Origin of the sequence: Nocardioides okcheonensis (assembly GCF_020991065.1) — a bacterium.
In the GTDB taxonomy this organism is placed as follows: Bacteria; Actinomycetota; Actinomycetes; order Propionibacteriales; family Nocardioidaceae; genus Nocardioides; species Nocardioides okcheonensis.
The window spans coordinates 432,286-448,258 of the sequence record NZ_CP087710.1 but is presented as its reverse complement, the minus strand read 5'-3'; the positions used below and the strand labels follow the sequence as shown (position 1 = coordinate 448,258).

Genomic DNA, 15,973 nt, shown 5'->3' with positions numbered 1-15,973 from the left:
GGACGAGCGCGTCGTCACGAGCGGCGTCATGGACCGAGGTCCGGCCCGTCTCCTCATTGCCCGATACACAATCAACGGGGTCAGCAACCCAACTGGAGGTGGCTACGGTGGCGGAGCGCACACTGCGTGGCGCGAGGCTCGGCGGCCAGAGTTTCGAGGACGAGCGCGGCATCGAGTTCGCAGCTCGTCAGCAGGTCGGTTACAAGTGCAAGCAGGGTCACGAGTTCGAGGTGACCATGTCGGTCGAGGCCGACATCCCGGCGGTGTGGGAGTGCCCGCGCTGTGGCGCCGAGGCGCTCAGCACGGCTGGCATCCTGCCCGAGGAGAAGGTCGAGAAGCCTGCCCGCACGCACTGGGACATGCTGCTCGAGCGTCGCTCGGAGAAGGAGCTGGAGGACATCCTCAAGGAGCGCCTCGAGCTGCTCCGCGGCGGCGAGATCGGTCCGGCGCACCTGCACCGGGCCAACGCCAAGAAGCGCAAGGTCTCCTGAGCGCCCCGAGCGTCAGTCGACCACGTCGCCCCGGACCACCGGCCCATCCGGCCCAGGTCCGGGGCGTCGCACATTTCCGGGCACGACGCCCGGGACGACGACCAGCCGGCGCTCGACCACGGAGGTGAGCAGCCGCCGCGCCACCGGGCGGGTGAAGGGCAGGATCAGCAGGATCCCCGCGACGTCGAGGACGAAGCCCGGGCTCAGCATGAGGGTGCCGCCGATCAGGACCAGCGCGCCGTCGGCGATCTCCCGCGCGGGCATCCGGCCCTCCTGCAGCGTCTGGCGCAGCGCCCGCCACGCCCGTCCGCCCTCGCGCTTGACCAGCCAGGCGCCGACGAGGCTGTCGAGGACGAGCAGCACGATCGTCCACCACGCACCGACCAGCTGGCCGACCTGGAGGATCACCCAGATCTCGGCGAGCGGGATGGCGACGAACGCGACCGCCAGCAGCGGTCGCAGCCACCCGCGCCTCACGCGCGCCCCCACCGTCGGCGCAGCTGGGCGCGACGCTCGGACAGCCCCCAGCGGGTGATCTTCTTGAGCGACTCGCTCGCGACCTGTCCGCTCATCTTCGAGTCCCCGCGGACCCGCTCGATGAACTCGATCGGCACCTCGGTGACGCGCAGCCCCCGCGACACGGTGCGGTAGGCGAGGTCGGTCTGGAACACGTATCCAGTAGACCTCACCGAGGCAAGGTCGATCGCCTCGAGCGTGGTGCGCCGGAAGATGCGGAAGCCCGCGGTCGCGTCCTTGACGCGGATGCCGAGGAGCAGCCGGACGTAGAGGTTGCCGCCGCGGGAGAGCAGCAGTCGCTGGAGCGGCCAGTTCACGACCGAGCCGCCGGGCACGTAGCGCGAGCCGATCACGAGGTCGGCGTCGTGGAGCGCGTCGAGCAGCCGGTGCAGCTGCTCGGGCTGGTGGGAGCCGTCGGCGTCCATCTCCCCGATCACGTCGTAGCCCGCCGTGAGCGCGACGTCGAAGCCGTGCAGGTACGCCGCGCCGAGCCCCGCCTTCTCGGTGCGGTGCACGACGCTGACGGCCTCGTCGGCGGCCGCGAGCCGGTCGGCGATCGCCCCGGTCCCGTCCGGGCTGTTGTCGTCGACGACGAGGACGTCGACGCCCGGCTGGGCGGCGCGCAGCCGCCCGACGATCCACTCCAGGTTCTCCGACTCGTTGTAGGTCGGGATGACCATGACGCAGCGGCCGAGACCGTCGACACTCACGCGGGTTACCTCACTCAGGGGCTTCGGTGCTGGCGGGCGCGGGGGACGTCCCGCGTCGGCGACGACGATAGGTGATCAGCACCCAGGCCGTGTGCGCCACGAGGAAGGTCATGACGAATCGCGACGGCCACGTCCCCAGCCGCACGGCCGGGGTGATCGTCGTGCTCAGCCCCACCCGCTCCACCAGCACCTCCTGGCCGCGGGCGGGCACCGACGCGACGACCGTCCCGTCGGGCCGGACCACCCCCGAGATGCCGTTGATGGCGGCCACGACCACCCAGCGGCCCGTCTCCAGCGCGCGCAGCCGGCTGATCTCGAACTGCTGGGCGAGCTGGCCGGTGCGGCTGAACATCGCGTTGCTGGTCTGCACCGTGACGAGGTCGGCCCCGTTCAGGACCTGGCCGGCGATGCCCTCGTCGTAGGCGACGTCGAAGCAGATCGCGTCCGCGACGAGCAGGTCACCGATGCGGATCGGCTCGAGGGTGGTGCCGCGGACCATGTCGCGCGGCACCTCGGTGAGCCGCCCGTAGCTCGAAGGCATCAGCGGGTTGCCCCGGAACGGGATGTACTCCCCGTACGGCACCGGGTGCCGCTTGGTGTAGCGGTCGCCCCCGCCGACGCCGGGCTGGTAGACGATGCCCTGGTTGAGCACCTGCGTGTCGTCGAGCGGGTTGGTGTTGGTGCCGCCGACCACGATCGGCACGCCGATCGCGTCCGACGCGGAGACGATGCCGGCGTGCACCTGCGCGTCGAGGAACGGGTCGACCGCCGTGGAGTTCTCCGGCCACAGCACGAAGTCGGGGCGCGGCTCCTCCCCCGCCTCCACCGCGTCGGCGAGCTCGCGGGTGAGGCGCACGTGGTTCGCGGTGACCTCGCGGTGCACGGCGGGGACGTTGAGGCCGGTGCCCGGCACGTCGCCCTGGACGGCGGCGACCGTGGCCGTGCCGGTCTCGTCCAGCGGGAGGTGCGCCACCGCCGGGGCGAGCGTCACGACCACGAGGGCGCCGACGGCGACGAGCGCGCGCCGGCTCGCGGCACGGCGCGTCAGCAGCAGCCAGGCCAGCGTGGTCCCGCTCAGGGCGACGAGGAAGCTGACCCCCACCATGCCGGCCCACGGGAGGGACTGGGCCCACGGGGTGTCGGCGGTCGCGAAGGCCAGCCGCCCGAACGGCATGCCGCTGAACGGCCAGCCGCTGCGCCAGGTCTCGATGCCGACCCACCACAGCGCCGTCCACACCGGCCACAACCGGTGCCGCATGCTCCACGCGAGGCCGAGCCCGAGCGGCACGAAGAACGCCGTCTCGACCGCACACATGGCGATCCAGGCATCCGTCCCGACCGAGCGCATCCAGACCATCACGGCGTAGATGAACCCGAGGCCGAAGACCGTGCTCGGGATCCACGCGCGGCCCGGGCGCAGTCCGTGCACGCTGATCACCAGCGCGGCGATGCCGCACGGCATCAGCACGGCCCAGCCGACCGGCTCGAACGCGGCCGCCAGGACGAGTCCGCCGACGAGGGCGAGGAGGCAGCGCTGCGGCACGGGTCAGACCGTAGCCGACCCCTGCGCGCCTGCAGCGGTGCGGGAGGGACGACGACGCTTCGGACCGACGCGCGACCGCCTGGCTGACGATCGCGCGAAGTTGTCTACGGCGCCGGGGTCCCTCCCGCATCCGGCCCCCGCAGGGCGCTGCCGACGGGTCGGCCGACGATGGGCATCGCTGGCTCCGCGTACCGCACGTCTGACTCCCCGTTGTCGACACCGCCGCCTACGGGCTGCACAGGCGGACGCGGGAACCCTGCCTCGCCCGCCCGCCGGTGTCAACACGTCCCTCACCTGCGGTTTTGCGCATCCGTGCAGGTCAGCGGCGGATCTCGCGGGGCCAGGACCTTCGGGCAATTTCCGGCCGTCCCGGCGTGTCGCCGGGCGACACGCCGGGGCTGGGACGGGTGTGACGGCTGGGAGGACCGGCTCCCCGCCGGCGGAGCGGTCAGCGAGGTGGGACGACGACCGTGCCGGTGGCCGTGGTGGCCACCACCGGCGGGTCCAGCACCTGCGCGGCACCGGGCGCGTCGGGCGTCGGGGCGCCGCGGCCGACGACGTGCACCGCGAAGTCCATCACCCGGCTGCGGGTGCCCTCCTTGACCAGCGTCGCGGTGATCTCGAGGACGTCGCCGGCGCGGACCGGCGCCCGGAACTGGACGTCGGAGTAGGAGGCGAAGAGCCCCTCGTCGCCGTCGAGGACGATGCACATCTCCGTGGCGACGTCGCCGAACAGGCCGAGGCTGTAGGCCCCGTCGACCAGGTTGCCGGCGTAGTGGGCGTGGGCGTAGGGGACGTAGCGGCGGTGCGTGACGACGGTGCCGACACGGCTGGCGGGCGCGCTCACGAGGCCCTCCTCTCCTTCTGGCCGGCGATGCGGTGGACGATGAAGGAGGCGACCTCGCCGGGCGTGGTGCCGCGGGTGAACACCCGGTCCACCCCGAGCTCGTCGGCCATCGTCTCGTCGAAGCGGGGCCCGCCGACGACCAGCAGCGGCCGCTTGTCGGAGGGGTACGCCTCACGGAACGCCGCGGACATCTCCCGCGTGTTGAGCAGGTGGGCGTCGCGCTGCGTGACGACCTGCGAGACCAGCACGGCGTCGGCCTTCTCGGCGCGGGCCGCCTCGACCAGCTGCGGGACGGACACCTGGGCGCCGAGGTTGACCACCTTGAGCTCGCGGTAGTACTCGAGCCCCTTCTCCCCCGCGAAGCCCTTGATGTTGAGGATCGCGTCGATGCCGACGGTGTGGGCGTCGGTGCCGATGCACCCGCCGACGACGACGAGGCGGCGGCGCATCGCGCGCTTGATCGCGGCGTTGGCCTCCTTCGGCGTCAGCAGCGGGTAGTCGCGCTCGACCACCTCCACCGTGCTCGGGTCGACGAGGTGGTTCACCCGTCCGTAGACGACGAAGAAGGTGAAGCCGTCGCCCATCGCCTTGGCGTGGACGACGAGCGCGGGGTCCATGCCCATCTTGTTGGCGAGCTGGACCGCGGCGCCCTCGGCGACCTTGGAGTGCTCGATCGGCAGCGTGAACGACAGCTGCACCATCCCGTCGCCGGTGGTGTCGCCGTAGGGGCGGATCAGGTTCACGAGCCCTCCAGGATCTCGGTCGCGGGGTTGTAGTAGCCCTCGGCCTTGCGGGCCACGCCGTCGAGGCCGCGGCCCTTGTCGGCGGGGCGCTTCATCAGGCCGAAGGTGCCGTCGGCGATCGCCGACAGCAGCGGCACCTGGCCGGGCACGCTGCGGTCGGCCTTGATCTCCTCGAGCAGGCCGATCGCCTCCCCCAGCACCTCGCGGGCGCGGTTGGCGATGAAGCCGTCGGGAGCCGGGTGGAAGTCCTCGCGCAGGTTGCCGGCCGCGTTCATCACGTAGCGGACGTTCTGCAGGGCGAGGTCGCGGTCGGAGATCCACGGCGTGACCACGGCCTCGGTCATCATGCCGACCAGCAGGATGCCCTGGCCGGTCATCGCGCCGACGAGGTTGAAGAAGCCGTCGAGCAGGTAGCCCTTGAAGATGTCGCCGGTCATGTGGCGCGTCGGCGGCATCCACTTGAGCGGCGCGTCGGGGAACAGCTCGCGCGCGAGCATCGCGTGGGCGAGCTCGAGGCGGAACGAGTCGGGCACCTCGGGGTCGATCTCGAAGGCGTGGCCGAGCCCGAGCTGCCAGTCCTCGAGGCCGGCCTCCTTGGCGAAGTACTCGTTGAGGAGCTGGCTCGTGGTGACGGTGTGCGCCGCCTCGATCGCGTCCGCGGTGGTGAGGTAGTTGTCCTCACCGGTGTTGATGATGATGCCGGCGCGGGCGTGGACCTGGCGGCTGAAGCGCTGGTCGACGAAGGTGCGGATCGGGTTGATGTCGCGGAAGAGGATGCCGTACATCGAGTCGTTGAGCATCATGTCGAGGCGCTCGAGGCCGGCGAGCGCGGCGATCTCGGGCATGCAGAGGCCGGAGGCGTAGTTGGTGAGCCGGACGTAGCGGCCGAGCTCCTTCGACGTCTCGTCGAGGGCCGCCCGCATCAGGCGGAAGTTCTCCTGCGTGGCGTAGGTGCCGGCGAAGCCCTCGCGGGTCGCGCCCTCCGGGACGAAGTCGAGCAGCGACTGGCCGGTGGAGCGGATCACGGCGATCACGTCGGCGCCCTCGCGGGCGGCGGCCTGGGCCTGCGGGATGTCCTCGTGGATGTCGCCGGTGGCGACGATGAGGTAGATCCACGGCTTGCTCGGCGCGTCGCCGACCCTGGCGATCATCTTCTCCCGCGCGACGCGCTGGCGGTCGACCTGCTTGATGCCGGCGCTGACGGCCCGGCGCGACGCGGTGGTCGCCCGGGCGGCGTCCTTGCCCTCGGGGACGCGGAACGTCACCGACCCGGCGGCGGCCTTCTGCGCGAGGGTGGTGAGGTCGTCGCCCTCGCCGCGCAGCAGCGCGTCCCAGACCGGCAGGCTGACGCCGTGCTCGAGACCCACGTCGGCGCGTACGGCGTCGGCGAGGCGGTTGACCCACGGCGTGCCGTCGGGGTCGGCGCCGCCGAGGCCCGCCAGGCGCAGCGTGGCCCGCTCGACGCTCACGGTGGTGTGGCGCTGGGCGAGGTCGACGATCGGCTTGCCGACCTGGCGGGCGAGGGTGCGCGCGCGGCGCACCTCGGCCCGGTCGATGCCGAGCTGGCTGGTGGGGCGTGCCATCAGAGCCTCCGCTCGAACAGGCCACGGACGCCGGCGTCGGCGCGCAGCAGCTCCATGGCGTAGGCCGCGTGGCCGGGGACGTAGCCGTTGCCGACGAGCATCCGCACGTCGGCGGCGAGGCCCTCCGCCCCGAGGGCGGCGGCACTGAAGCTGGTGGCCATGGAGAAGAAGATGACCGTGCCACGGTCGGCGGTCGCCAGGATCGCGCCGCCCTCGCAGCCCGGGACGTCGACGCAGACGACCGTCACGTCGGCCGGTCCGCCCGCGGCGGCGACGGCGTCGCGCAGGGCGATCGGGTCGCGGGCGTCGGCGAGGGCCACAGCGTCGGCGAGGCCGGTGCCGACGAGCAGGTCGTGCTCGCCCTGGTGGGGCACCACGCCGATGGTGCGGGCCGCCCCGGCCGCGCGGGCGGCTGCGAGGCTGAGGGAGCCGGACTTCCCGGCGCCGCCGATGACGGCGACGGTCGGGGCGCTGCCCCCGTCCTGCTCGGCTCGGGCGACGTACTCCTCGACGACGCGCGCGGTCAGCGCGGGCGCGCCGCAGACGTCCATCACGCTCAGCGAGAGCGCGGGGTCGAGGTCGTCGGGGATGACGGCGGCGATGGAGCGGCCGAAGAGCACCGCGTAGCCGTCGCACGGCACCTGCTCGCTCGCGCCGTCCCAGCGGGCGAGGCCGTCCTCGATCACGAGCGGGGTGAGGGTGAGGCTGACCAGGGTCGCGACGCGGTCGCCGACGCTCAGGCCGAGGGGCGACTCGGGGCCGACCTCCTCGACGGTGCCGACGAGCATGCCGCCGGAGCCGGTCACGGGGTTCTGCATCTTGCCGCGGGTGGCGACGATGTCGAGCACCTCGGCGCGCACCGCGTCGCCGTCGGTCTCGCCGAAGCGGGTGTGCGCGCGCTCGAGCTGGCGGAAGGAGGCGGCGTCGAGGTTGAGCCGCTCGACGCGCACCCGGACCTCGTCGGGCCACAGCTGCGCCCGGGTGTCGAGGCGCTGCGCGGCCTGCGGCAGCACGGTGGTGTCGTCCAGGACGCGGTGCAGACCGGTCGGGTCACCAGTCTCCTGGTCCGTCCGGATGTCCGAGGGGGTGGTCAATTCAGGTCATCCTTCTCGTCAAACGCGATCATGCCGGAAATCTTGCGGCGTGGCATTGGACGCACCGCACTTTCTCCGCGTACTCTCCCAGATGTGGCGCCGCCCACACAACCGGCACGCCGTCAGCCCGCTTCAAGGAGATCTCATGAGCATCGAGACCGCCAGCGCCCCCGGCCAGGCACTCGACACCGGCCAGCCCTACCCCTACCAGCGGGTCGAGCTCGTCGAGCCCGACTGGACCCGGTTCCCGGGCTGGGCCGACGTCACCGCCGCCGACTGGGCCTCGGTCCAGTGGCAGCGCGCCCACTGCATCAAGAACGTCAAGCAGCTGCGTGAGCTGATGGGCGACCTGCTCGACGAGCGGTTCTACGCCGACCTCGAGCGCGACCAGGCCGAGCGGGCCACCATGTCGATGCTGGTGCCGCCGCAGATGATGAACACGATGGTCCCCGCCGAGACGCCCGCCGGCGCCGGCTCGCTGACCGAGGCGTTCTACGCCGACCCGGTGCGCCACTACATGATCCCCGTCTTCAGCGACCGCCGCACCGACTGGCCGTCGCACCCGCACGCCGCGCGCGACTCCCTCCACGAGCACGACATGTGGGCGACCGAGGGCCTGACCCACCGCTACCCCACCAAGGTGCTCGCCGAGCTGCTGCCGACCTGCCCGCAGTACTGCGGCCACTGCACCCGCATGGACCTCGTCGGCAACTCGACCGTCGTGATCGACAAGCTCAAGTTCGCCGGCAAGCCCAACGACCGCCTCGGCGACATGCTCGACTACCTGCGTCGTACGCCGTCGGTGCGCGACGTCGTCGTCTCCGGCGGCGACGTGGCCAACATGCCGTGGCCCCGCCTCGAGGCGTTCCTCATGTCGGTCATGGAGGTCGACAACATCCGCGACATCCGCCTCGCCACGAAGGCCCTCATCGGCCTGCCGCAGCACTGGCTGCAGCCCGACGTGGTCGAGGGCGTCGGCCGGGTCGCCGCGGTGGCCCGCTCGCGCGGCGTCTCGCTGGCGATGCACACCCACGCCAACCACGCGAACTCCGTGACCCCCGTCGTCGCCGAGGCGGCGCGGGCGATGCTCGACGCCGGGCTGCGCGACGTGCGCAACCAGGGCGTGCTGCTCAACGGCGTCAACGCCGACCCGCACGCGCTGCTCGACCTGTGCTTCCGCCTGCTCGACGGCGCGCAGATCATGCCCTACTACTTCTACATGTGCGACATGATCCCGTTCTCGGAGCACTGGCGGGTCTCGCTGGCCGACGCCCAGCGCCTGCAGCACCACATCATGGGCTACCTCCCCGGCTTCGCGACGCCGCGCATCGTGTGCGACGTCCCGTTCGTCGGCAAGCGCTGGGTGCACCAGAACGCCGACTACGACACCGAGCACGGCATCTCGTACTGGACGAAGAACTACCGCACCTCGATCGAGGCCGACGACGCCGAGGCGCTCTCGCGCTTCTACGAGTACTACGACCCGATCCACACGCTGCCCGAGTCGGGCCAGCAGTGGTGGGAGCAGCACGGTCGCCTCGACGAGGCCTCGCTCAAGGCCGCCGAGATGGCCGAGGCCTCGCGCCGCACCGCCGCGCTCCAGGCGTACTGACCCGGGGTTTCCGCCCGGGCCTTTTCAGCGATCCCCGGTCAGCCGGGGATCGCTGAACTTGTCAGGCCGTGCATGGCCTGACAAGTTCAGCGACGGCCTGACCGACATCAGCAAGCGCCGCTCGTCGTGGCCACCGAGCGTCCACAGGCGTCGCTCGTCCGGCACCGTCCACAGCTGGTGAGCGCTTCGGTGGCTCGTGCCACTGTCCGGGCGCCACGGTGGGCCGCATGGACGCACACCTCAGGGCCCTCGTCGCCGAGCACGGAGTCTTCCTCCGGAGGGAGGCGTTGGCCGCCGGCTACCACGACCACGCCATCGTCGCCCTCGTCCGCAGCGGCGCCTGGGTGCGTGTGCGCCGCGGGGCGTACGTCTTCGGTGATGGCTGGGCGTCGCTCACGGCCAACCAGAGGTACGCCGTCCTGTGCCGCGCCGCGGTCCGCCAGGCGAGCACCGAGGTGGTGCTCAGCCACACGAGCGCGGCCGGCGAGTACGACGCCCCGCTGTGGGAGTGCGACCTGTCCGTCGTCCACCTGACCCGCCAGGACCGGCGAGCGGGGCGCGCCGAGGCCGGCATCCACCAGCACCGCGGTCTGCTCGCCGAGGGCGACGTGGTCGAGCGCAACGGGTTGCAGGTCGTCAGTGCCACGCGGGCCGCGCTCGAGCTCACCTTGCTGCTCGACGTCGAGCACGCGCTGGTCGAGATCGACCACCTGCTCCACCGGGGCTTCACCACGGTGGAGGACCTACGGGCCCGCTACGAGTCGATGACCCACTGGCCGGACAGCCTCACCACGGACCTCGTGCTCCGTCTCGTCGACGGCCGGGCGGAGTCGGTCGGCGAGTCGCGCGCCCGCTATCTCTGCTGGGCCCAGCACCTCCCCGCTCCGATCCCGAACTACCCGATCCTCGACGAGCGCGGGGTCGAGGTCGCCCGTGTGGACCTCGCCTGGCCCGAGCTCGGCGTGTTCCTCGAGTTCGACGGCAAGGAGAAGTACACGAGGCACCGCCGCGAGGGAGAGTCGGTTGTGGACTGCGTGCTGCGGGAGAAGAAGCGCGAGTCGCTGATCTGCGAGCTCACCGGCTGGCGGTGCATCCGCATCACCTGGGCCGACCTCTACCGTCCCGACGAGGTCTCGCGGCGGATCCGGGCCATGTTCCGTACGCCCGCCGCGTGAGGTTGTCAGGCTCTCGCTGAACTTGTCAGGCCGTGCACGCCCTGACAAGTTCAGTGATCCCCGGTCAGCCGGGGATCGCTGAAACGGGCAGAGCGCTGCGGCTCCTAGTCGAGCGGGCGGTTCTCGTAGGGCGTGGACAGCACGATCGTGGTGCGGGTCGAGACGCTCGCCGCGCCCCGGATCCGGGCAAGCAGGTCCTCGAGGTCGCGCGGGGTGGCCACGCGGATCTTGAGGATGTAGGACTCCTCCCCCGCCACCGACCAGCACGACTCGATCTCCTCGATCCCGACCAGGCGGTCCGGGTAGTCGTCGGGCTGCGAGGGGTCGATCGGGGTGATCGAGATGAACGCCGTCAGCGGCCGGCCGAGCTGGTCGTGGTCGACGGTCGCGCCGTAGCCCTTGATCAGCCCGCGCTGCTCGAGCCGCTTGACCCGCTGGTGCACCGCGGAGGTCGACAGCTCGGTGGCCTTGCCGAGGTCGGTGAACGACATGCGGCCGTCGGTCGCCAGCAGGGACAGGATCTGCCGGTCCTTGGACTCGACCTCCGATGTGCTCACGGCCACAGACTAGTGGGATCCGGAGAGGGCCTCCACGAGACGCACGGCAGACGAGCCGAGGCCCCACCGCTCGTCGAGCGCGAGCAGCGCGTCGTGGTCGGCCGGGGTCCGCGGGCGGGTCAGGTCGGGCGACCCGAGGTCGAGGTCGCGCCGCACGGCGACCACCTCCGGGGCGACGTCGAGGTAGTCGACGGCCGCCTTGATCTTCCCGCGCGGCCCGGGCCCCATGTCGGAGTCGGGGTCCGCCGCGGCGGCGACGATCGCGTCGACGTCACCGAAGCGGTTGATCAGCGTCGCCGCCGTCTTGTCGCCGACCCCGGCGACGCCCGGCAGGCCGTCGGAGGTGTCGCCGCGCAGGGTGGCCAGGTCGGCGTAGTGGGCGGCATCGACGCCGTACTTCGCTCGCACCCACGCGTTGTCGACCCGCTCGTGCTTGCTGACGCCGCGCGCGACGTAGAGCACCCGCACCTCCGCCTCGTCGTCGACGAGCTGGAACAGGTCACGGTCGCCGGTGACGATGTCGACCGGCATCCCCGCGCCGGTGGCGAGGGTGCCGATCACGTCGTCGGCCTCCATCTCGGGGTGGCCGACGACCGGGATGCCGTAGGCCGCGAGCACCTCGAGGATCACCGGGACCTGCGCCTGCAGCGGGTCGGGCACCTCCTCGACGTCCGGACGCGGGCCTGGGACCTCGCGCACCACGCGGTGCGCCTTGTAGGACGGGATCAGGTCGACGCGCCACTGGGGCCGCCAGTCCTCGTCCCAGCAGCAGGCCAGGTGCGTCGGGTCGTAGTCCCCCACGAGCCGGCTGATGAAGTCCATCAGCCCGCGCACCGCGTTGACCGGGGTGCCGTCGGGCGCCTTCACGGAGTCGGGGACACCGAAGAACGCGCGGAAGTAGAGGGACGCGGTGTCGAGCAGCAGCAGGCGGTCGGTCACCTGGGTGAGCCTGCCACAGCTCACTCCGCCAGCACGCTGTAGGCGATCACGCCACGCTTGAGCGACTTCGCCGCGGCCCGTGCGGTGCTGCGCAGGGGCGCCTCGCCGGCCGCGTCGGCCACCTGGCCGCACAGGTCGAGCAGCTGCTTCATCCAGCGGACGAAGTCGCCGGCGGACAGACCGGTGGCCATCAGCACGTCGTCGAGGTCGTCGCCCTCCGCCCAGCGCCACGCCGCCCACGCGAACCCCATGTCGGGCTCGCGGAGGAAGTCGAGCTTGTGGTCGCGCTCGAGGGCGTCGAGCTGCCCCCACAGGCGTACGAGCTCGCCGAGCACCGGACGCACCTGCCCGCCGGGCATCTTCGGCGACGACGCGTCGTCGGCACGGCGGGCCTCGAAGACCAGCGCCGAGAGGACCGACGCCAGCTCCGACGGCGCGAGGCCGTCGAACAGCCCGGCCCGGATCGCCTCGGCCGCCACGAGGTCCATGTCGGTGTAGATCCGCCGCAGGTGGCCGCCCTTCTCGGTGACCGTGTCACCCTCGAGGTAGTCGAGGGCGGTGAGCACGTCGCACACGCGGTCGAAGGTCCGCGCGACGGTGTTGGTGCGGTTCTCGACGCGCCGCTTGAGCGTCTCGGTGTCGCGCTCGAGCTTGAAGTACCGCTCGGCCCAGCGGGCGTGGTCCTCGCGCTCGGGGCACTGGTGGCACGGGTGGGCCTTGAGGTCCGCGCGCAGCCGGCCGATCTCGCGGTCGGTGGGGGTGTCGCTGAAGGAGTCGCGCTGCTTCTCGCGCCGCGGCCCGGGGGCGTCGAAGGAGTCGGCCCGGGCCCGGAGGGCGTTGGCGAGCTCGCGGCGCTGGCCGGGGTTGCGGCCGTTGAACGACTTGGGGATGCGCAGCCGGCCGATCGACTCGACCGGCACCGGGAAGTCCATCATCGCCAGCCGGCGGGCCTGCCGGTCGGCGGTCACGACGTAGGGGCGCGGCTCGTCACCCGACGCCCCCGGGTCGATGACGACCGCCAGCCCGCTGAACTTCCCGGCCGGCACCCGGATCACGTCACCGGGACGGAGCCGGCCCAGCGACGCGGCGGCCTCGCCGCGCCGGTCCTGGCGCCGCTCGCGCGCCGCGCCTTTCTCCAGGTCGGAGATCCGGCGGCGGATCCCGGCGTACTCCATGAAGTCGCCCACGTGGCAGGTGGCGGCATCGCGGTAGCCGTCGAGCGCGTCCTCGGCCTGGCGGACCTGCCGCGCGAGCCCGACCACGGCCTTGTCGGCCTGGAACTGGGCGAAGGACTGCTCCAGCAGCTCGCGCGAGCGCGCCCGCCCGAACTGGTGGACCAGGTTGACCGCCATGTTGTAGGACGGGCGGAACGACGAGCGCAGCGGATACGTACGCGTCGACGCGAGGCCGGCGACCTCGCGCGGGTTCATGCCCGGCTGGTAGAGCACGACGCCGTGGCCCTCGATGTCGAGCCCGCGCCGTCCCGCGCGCCCGGTGAGCTGGGTGTACTCCCCCGGCGTCAGGTCGGCGTGGGTCTCGCCGTTCCACTTCGACAGCTTCTCGATCACCACCGTGCGGGCGGGCATGTTGATGCCCAGGGCGAGGGTCTCGGTCGCGAAGACGACCTTCACCAGCCCGTCCTGGAACAGCTCCTCCACCACCTGCTTGAACGCCGGCAGCAGCCCGGCGTGGTGGGCGGCGATGCCGCGGGTGAGTCCGTCGAGGAACTCGTGGTAGCCGAGGACGTGCAGGTCCTCCTCGGGCAGGGTGCGCGAGGCCGCCTCGACCCGGGCGAAGATCTCGTCGCGCTCCGCCGCCGTGGTGAGGCGGGTGTTGGCCTGCACCAGCTGGGTGACGGCGGCGTCGCATCCGGCCCGGCTGAAGATGAACATGATCGCGGGCAGCAGCCCCTCGCGGTCGAGCCGCTCGACCACGTCGACCCGGGTGGGGATCCACACGCGGCGGCCGTTGCCGACCGACCGGGGGTTCTTCGACGACCCCGGCTTGCCCTTGCGCGGGGAGCGCCGGTCGCGCATCAGGCGGGTGCTCGCCCAGTCGTCGCGGGCGATGCGGGTGAGCTCGTCGTTGACGGGTGCGCCCTCCTTGACGAAGCCGGCGCTGGCGTCGACGTCGGAGGACGCGAAGAGGTCGAGCAGGCGACGACCGACCATGACGTGCTGGAAGAGTGGCACCGGCCGCTTCTCCTCCAGGACCGTGGTGGTCTCGCCGCGCACGGTGGCCAGCCACTCGCCGAACTCCTCGGCGTTGGAGACCGTGGCCGAGAGGGACACGAGGGTCACCGACTCCGGGAGGTGGATGATGACCTCCTCCCAGACTGCGCCGCGCATCCGGTCGGCGAGGTAGTGGACCTCGTCCATCACGACGTAGCCGAGCCCGAGCAGCGTGCGGGAGCCGGCGTAGAGCATGTTGCGCAGCACCTCGGTGGTCATCACGACCACCGGCGCCTCGCCGTTGACGACGTTGTCGCCGGTCAGCAGGCCGACGTTCTCGGAGCCGTAGCGCTTGACCAGGTCGTGGTACTTCTGGTTCGACAGCGCCTTGATCGGGGTGGTGTAGAACGCCTTGCGGCCGGTCTGCAGCGCGAGGTGGATGGCGAACTCGCCGACGATGGTCTTGCCGGAGCCGGTCGGGGCCGCGACCAGGACGCCGCGTCCGTCCTCGATCTCCTGGCAGGCGCGGACCTGGAAGTCGTCGAGCGCGAAGCCGTAGAGGCCGGCGAAGTCCTTGAGCATCGGGTACGGCTTCTCCCGCCGGAAGGCGGCGTAGCGCTCGGCGGGGCTGAGCTCCTCGTCAGGGTGGCTCATGCGATGACCTCCAGGGCGCCGGGGACGCACTCGACGGTCAGCGGGAGCGCACCGAAGCGCTCGCCGTCGGCGTAGGACACGATGCCGGGGGCGGCCACGGTCACCCGCTCCACCCGGTGGTGGACGTACTCCGCCACGCCGTCGATGCGTCCGGTGAACAGGCGCGGGTAGGACCGCACCAGCTTGGTCTTGCTCATCTCGGTGATCACCACGACGTCGAGCATGCCGTCGTCGAGCAAGGCGCCCTCGGTGATCCGCAGCCCGCCGCCGAAGGACGGGCCGTTGCCGACGGCGACGAGCATGGCCTCGTGCTCGACGGTCCGCGGCCCGGACCCGTCGTCGAGCTCGAGGACGTACGGGATCGGCCGGAACGTCCGCAGCTCGGCCAGGGTGGCGAGGTTGTAGCGCATCTGCCCGCGCGGCCAGGTCATCGCGTTGGCGCGCTCGTTGACGATGGCGTCGAAGCCGGCGGCGAGCACGGTCACGAACCAGCGGTCACCGCTGCGGGCGAGGTCGATGGTGCGGCGGCGCGAGCCGACCACCCGGTCCGCGGCGGCCACCGGGTCGGTGCGAGGGATCCCGAGGTAGCGGGCGACGTCGTTGCCGGTCCCGGCGGGGATCAGCCCGAGCGGGACCCCGGTGCCGGCCACGGCCTGCACGCCGAGGTGGACCAGGCCGTCGCCGCCGCACACCACGAGCGCCTCCACGCCGTCGGCGACGCAGCCCCGGGCGAGCTCGGCGGCCTCGTCGGCGTCGCGGCCGGCGAGGTTGCGCACGACGAACCCGCTCTCGCGCAGCCGGGCGAGCGCCGCGTCGCGGTGCCGCGCGCCGCGACCCCGGCCCGCCGTCGGGTTGGTGAGCAGCGCGATCTCGCGCCCGCGCACCGGTCCGGGCGCTGTCGGGTCGTGCATGAGCGCGACCCTATCCCCGGACCTACCCGCCGAGGCGCAGGAGGGCCGCGTAGTGCTCGGCGTGTGCACCGACCGACCGCGCGAGCCGGCCGAGGGCGTCCAGGACGAGGTCGGGGCCGAAGCGCGTGCCGGGCACGGCCAGCACCATCCGACCGTCGAGCTCGCCGACCACGACCTGCCCGTGGCGCCAGGCCTGGTGCACCCGGGTCCGGGTCTCGGCGTCGACGACCGGCTCGGGGTACGCGTCGTCGACGGCGAGCAGGTCGCACGCGAGGTCGGCCTCGCCGGCGGCGGTCAGCCTCCCTGCGACGAGGTGCCCGGTCGAGAGCCCCTCGTCCGAGCGCCACACCACGTCGGCGGTGCCCAGCCACTCCGGCAGGTCGAACGGGTCGACGTGGTCGAGGGTGGCGAGCATGGGACCAACCCT

General features: G+C 72.2%; 15 protein-coding genes. 3 read left to right on the top strand and 12 right to left on the bottom strand.

Going from position 1 to position 15,973, the window contains the following annotated elements:
- Positions 1-107 precede the first annotated feature (107 nt).
- On the top strand, positions 108-491 hold the full coding sequence (locus LN652_RS02075) for an RNA polymerase-binding protein RbpA (protein ID WP_211731803.1): 384 nt from the start codon (positions 108-110) through the stop codon (positions 489-491).
- A 12-nt stretch (positions 492-503) separates the two neighbouring features.
- Here the strand turns inward: LN652_RS02075 and LN652_RS02070 are convergent, their stop codons facing one another.
- The 7 genes from LN652_RS02070 to kdd form a co-directional block, all read right to left on the bottom strand.
- Positions 504-968 carry an FxsA family protein gene (locus LN652_RS02070; protein WP_230443055.1) on the bottom strand — a complete coding sequence of 155 codons (465 nt, stop codon included), beginning with the start codon at positions 966-968 and terminating at the stop codon, positions 504-506.
- Entirely contained in the window at positions 965-1,687 is a 723-nt protein-coding gene (locus tag LN652_RS02065) for a polyprenol monophosphomannose synthase (RefSeq protein ID WP_230444806.1), read from the bottom strand. The genes LN652_RS02070 and LN652_RS02065 overlap by 4 nt, the downstream gene beginning before the upstream one ends.
- A 40-nt stretch (positions 1,688-1,727) precedes the next feature.
- A complete protein-coding gene (gene lnt, locus LN652_RS02060) occupies positions 1,728-3,260 on the bottom strand; it encodes an apolipoprotein N-acyltransferase (RefSeq protein WP_230443054.1) in 1,533 nt (510 codons plus the stop codon).
- Between the two features lie 448 nt (positions 3,261-3,708).
- Positions 3,709-4,107 carry a 3-aminobutyryl-CoA ammonia lyase gene (gene kal, locus LN652_RS02055; RefSeq protein ID WP_230443053.1) on the bottom strand — a complete coding sequence of 133 codons (399 nt, stop codon included), beginning with the start codon at positions 4,105-4,107 and terminating at the stop codon, positions 3,709-3,711.
- Entirely contained in the window at positions 4,104-4,850 is a 747-nt protein-coding gene (gene kamE, locus LN652_RS02050; RefSeq protein WP_230443052.1) for a lysine 5,6-aminomutase subunit beta, read from the bottom strand. Before kamE ends, kal begins: the two co-directional genes overlap by 4 nt.
- The gene (kamD, locus tag LN652_RS02045; RefSeq protein ID WP_230443051.1) at positions 4,847-6,433 is read right to left on the bottom strand and encodes a lysine 5,6-aminomutase subunit alpha; all 1,587 of its coding nucleotides are present in this window, start codon (positions 6,431-6,433) and stop codon (positions 4,847-4,849) included. Before kamD ends, kamE begins: the two co-directional genes overlap by 4 nt.
- Positions 6,433-7,527 (bottom strand): L-erythro-3,5-diaminohexanoate dehydrogenase, encoded by a 1,095-nt coding sequence (gene kdd, locus LN652_RS02040; RefSeq protein ID WP_230443050.1) that lies wholly within the window; start codon positions 7,525-7,527, stop codon positions 6,433-6,435. The genes kamD and kdd overlap by 1 nt, the downstream gene beginning before the upstream one ends.
- Before the next feature lie 145 nt (positions 7,528-7,672).
- Here kdd and LN652_RS02035 point away from each other — a divergent pair, with 145 nt between their 5' ends.
- Entirely contained in the window at positions 7,673-9,139 is a 1,467-nt protein-coding gene (locus tag LN652_RS02035) for a KamA family radical SAM protein (protein WP_230443049.1), read from the top strand.
- A gap of 227 nt (positions 9,140-9,366) precedes the next feature.
- On the top strand, positions 9,367-10,314 hold the full coding sequence (locus tag LN652_RS02030) for a type IV toxin-antitoxin system AbiEi family antitoxin domain-containing protein (protein WP_230443048.1): 948 nt from the start codon (positions 9,367-9,369) through the stop codon (positions 10,312-10,314).
- A 104-nt stretch (positions 10,315-10,418) separates the two neighbouring features.
- Here LN652_RS02030 and LN652_RS02025 read toward each other — a convergent pair whose 3' ends face one another.
- Genes LN652_RS02025 through LN652_RS02005 form a run of 5 tightly spaced genes read right to left on the bottom strand, consistent with a single transcriptional unit; the run spans position 10,419 to position 15,961 of the window.
- Positions 10,419-10,871, bottom strand: coding sequence for an Lrp/AsnC family transcriptional regulator (locus LN652_RS02025; RefSeq protein WP_268932219.1), 453 nt, complete (start codon positions 10,869-10,871; stop codon positions 10,419-10,421).
- A 9-nt stretch (positions 10,872-10,880) separates the two neighbouring features.
- Positions 10,881-11,810 (bottom strand): 5'-3' exonuclease, encoded by a 930-nt coding sequence (locus LN652_RS02020; RefSeq protein ID WP_230443047.1) that lies wholly within the window; start codon positions 11,808-11,810, stop codon positions 10,881-10,883.
- Between the two features lie 20 nt (positions 11,811-11,830).
- Positions 11,831-14,635: a DEAD/DEAH box helicase gene (locus tag LN652_RS02015; protein WP_230443046.1), complete on the bottom strand. Its 2,805-nt coding sequence runs from the start codon at positions 14,633-14,635 to the stop codon at positions 11,831-11,833.
- The gene (locus tag LN652_RS02010; protein WP_230443045.1) at positions 14,632-15,546 is read right to left on the bottom strand and encodes a YegS/Rv2252/BmrU family lipid kinase; all 915 of its coding nucleotides are present in this window, start codon (positions 15,544-15,546) and stop codon (positions 14,632-14,634) included. Before LN652_RS02010 ends, LN652_RS02015 begins: the two co-directional genes overlap by 4 nt.
- Positions 15,547-15,568: 22 nt before the next feature.
- The gene (locus LN652_RS02005; protein ID WP_230443044.1) at positions 15,569-15,961 is read right to left on the bottom strand and encodes a hypothetical protein; all 393 of its coding nucleotides are present in this window, start codon (positions 15,959-15,961) and stop codon (positions 15,569-15,571) included.
- Between the last annotated feature and the right edge of the window lie 12 nt (positions 15,962-15,973).

Excerpts from the sequence above, each read along its gene's own strand:
- kamD (WP_230443051.1), bottom strand. The coding sequence starts at position 6,433 with ATGGCACGCCCCACCAGCCAGCTCGGCATCGACCGGGCCGAGGTGCGC.
- LN652_RS02065 (WP_230444806.1), bottom strand. The coding sequence starts at position 1,687 with ATGGTCATCCCGACCTACAACGAGTCGGAGAACCTGGAGTGGATCGTC.
- LN652_RS02035 (WP_230443049.1), top strand. The coding sequence starts at position 7,673 with ATGAGCATCGAGACCGCCAGCGCCCCCGGCCAGGCACTCGACACCGGC.
- LN652_RS02030 (WP_230443048.1), top strand. The coding sequence starts at position 9,367 with ATGGACGCACACCTCAGGGCCCTCGTCGCCGAGCACGGAGTCTTCCTC.
- LN652_RS02005 (WP_230443044.1), bottom strand. The coding sequence starts at position 15,961 with ATGCTCGCCACCCTCGACCACGTCGACCCGTTCGACCTGCCGGAGTGG.
- LN652_RS02010 (WP_230443045.1), bottom strand. The coding sequence starts at position 15,546 with ATGCACGACCCGACAGCGCCCGGACCGGTGCGCGGGCGCGAGATCGCG.
- LN652_RS02015 (WP_230443046.1), bottom strand. The coding sequence starts at position 14,635 with ATGAGCCACCCTGACGAGGAGCTCAGCCCCGCCGAGCGCTACGCCGCC.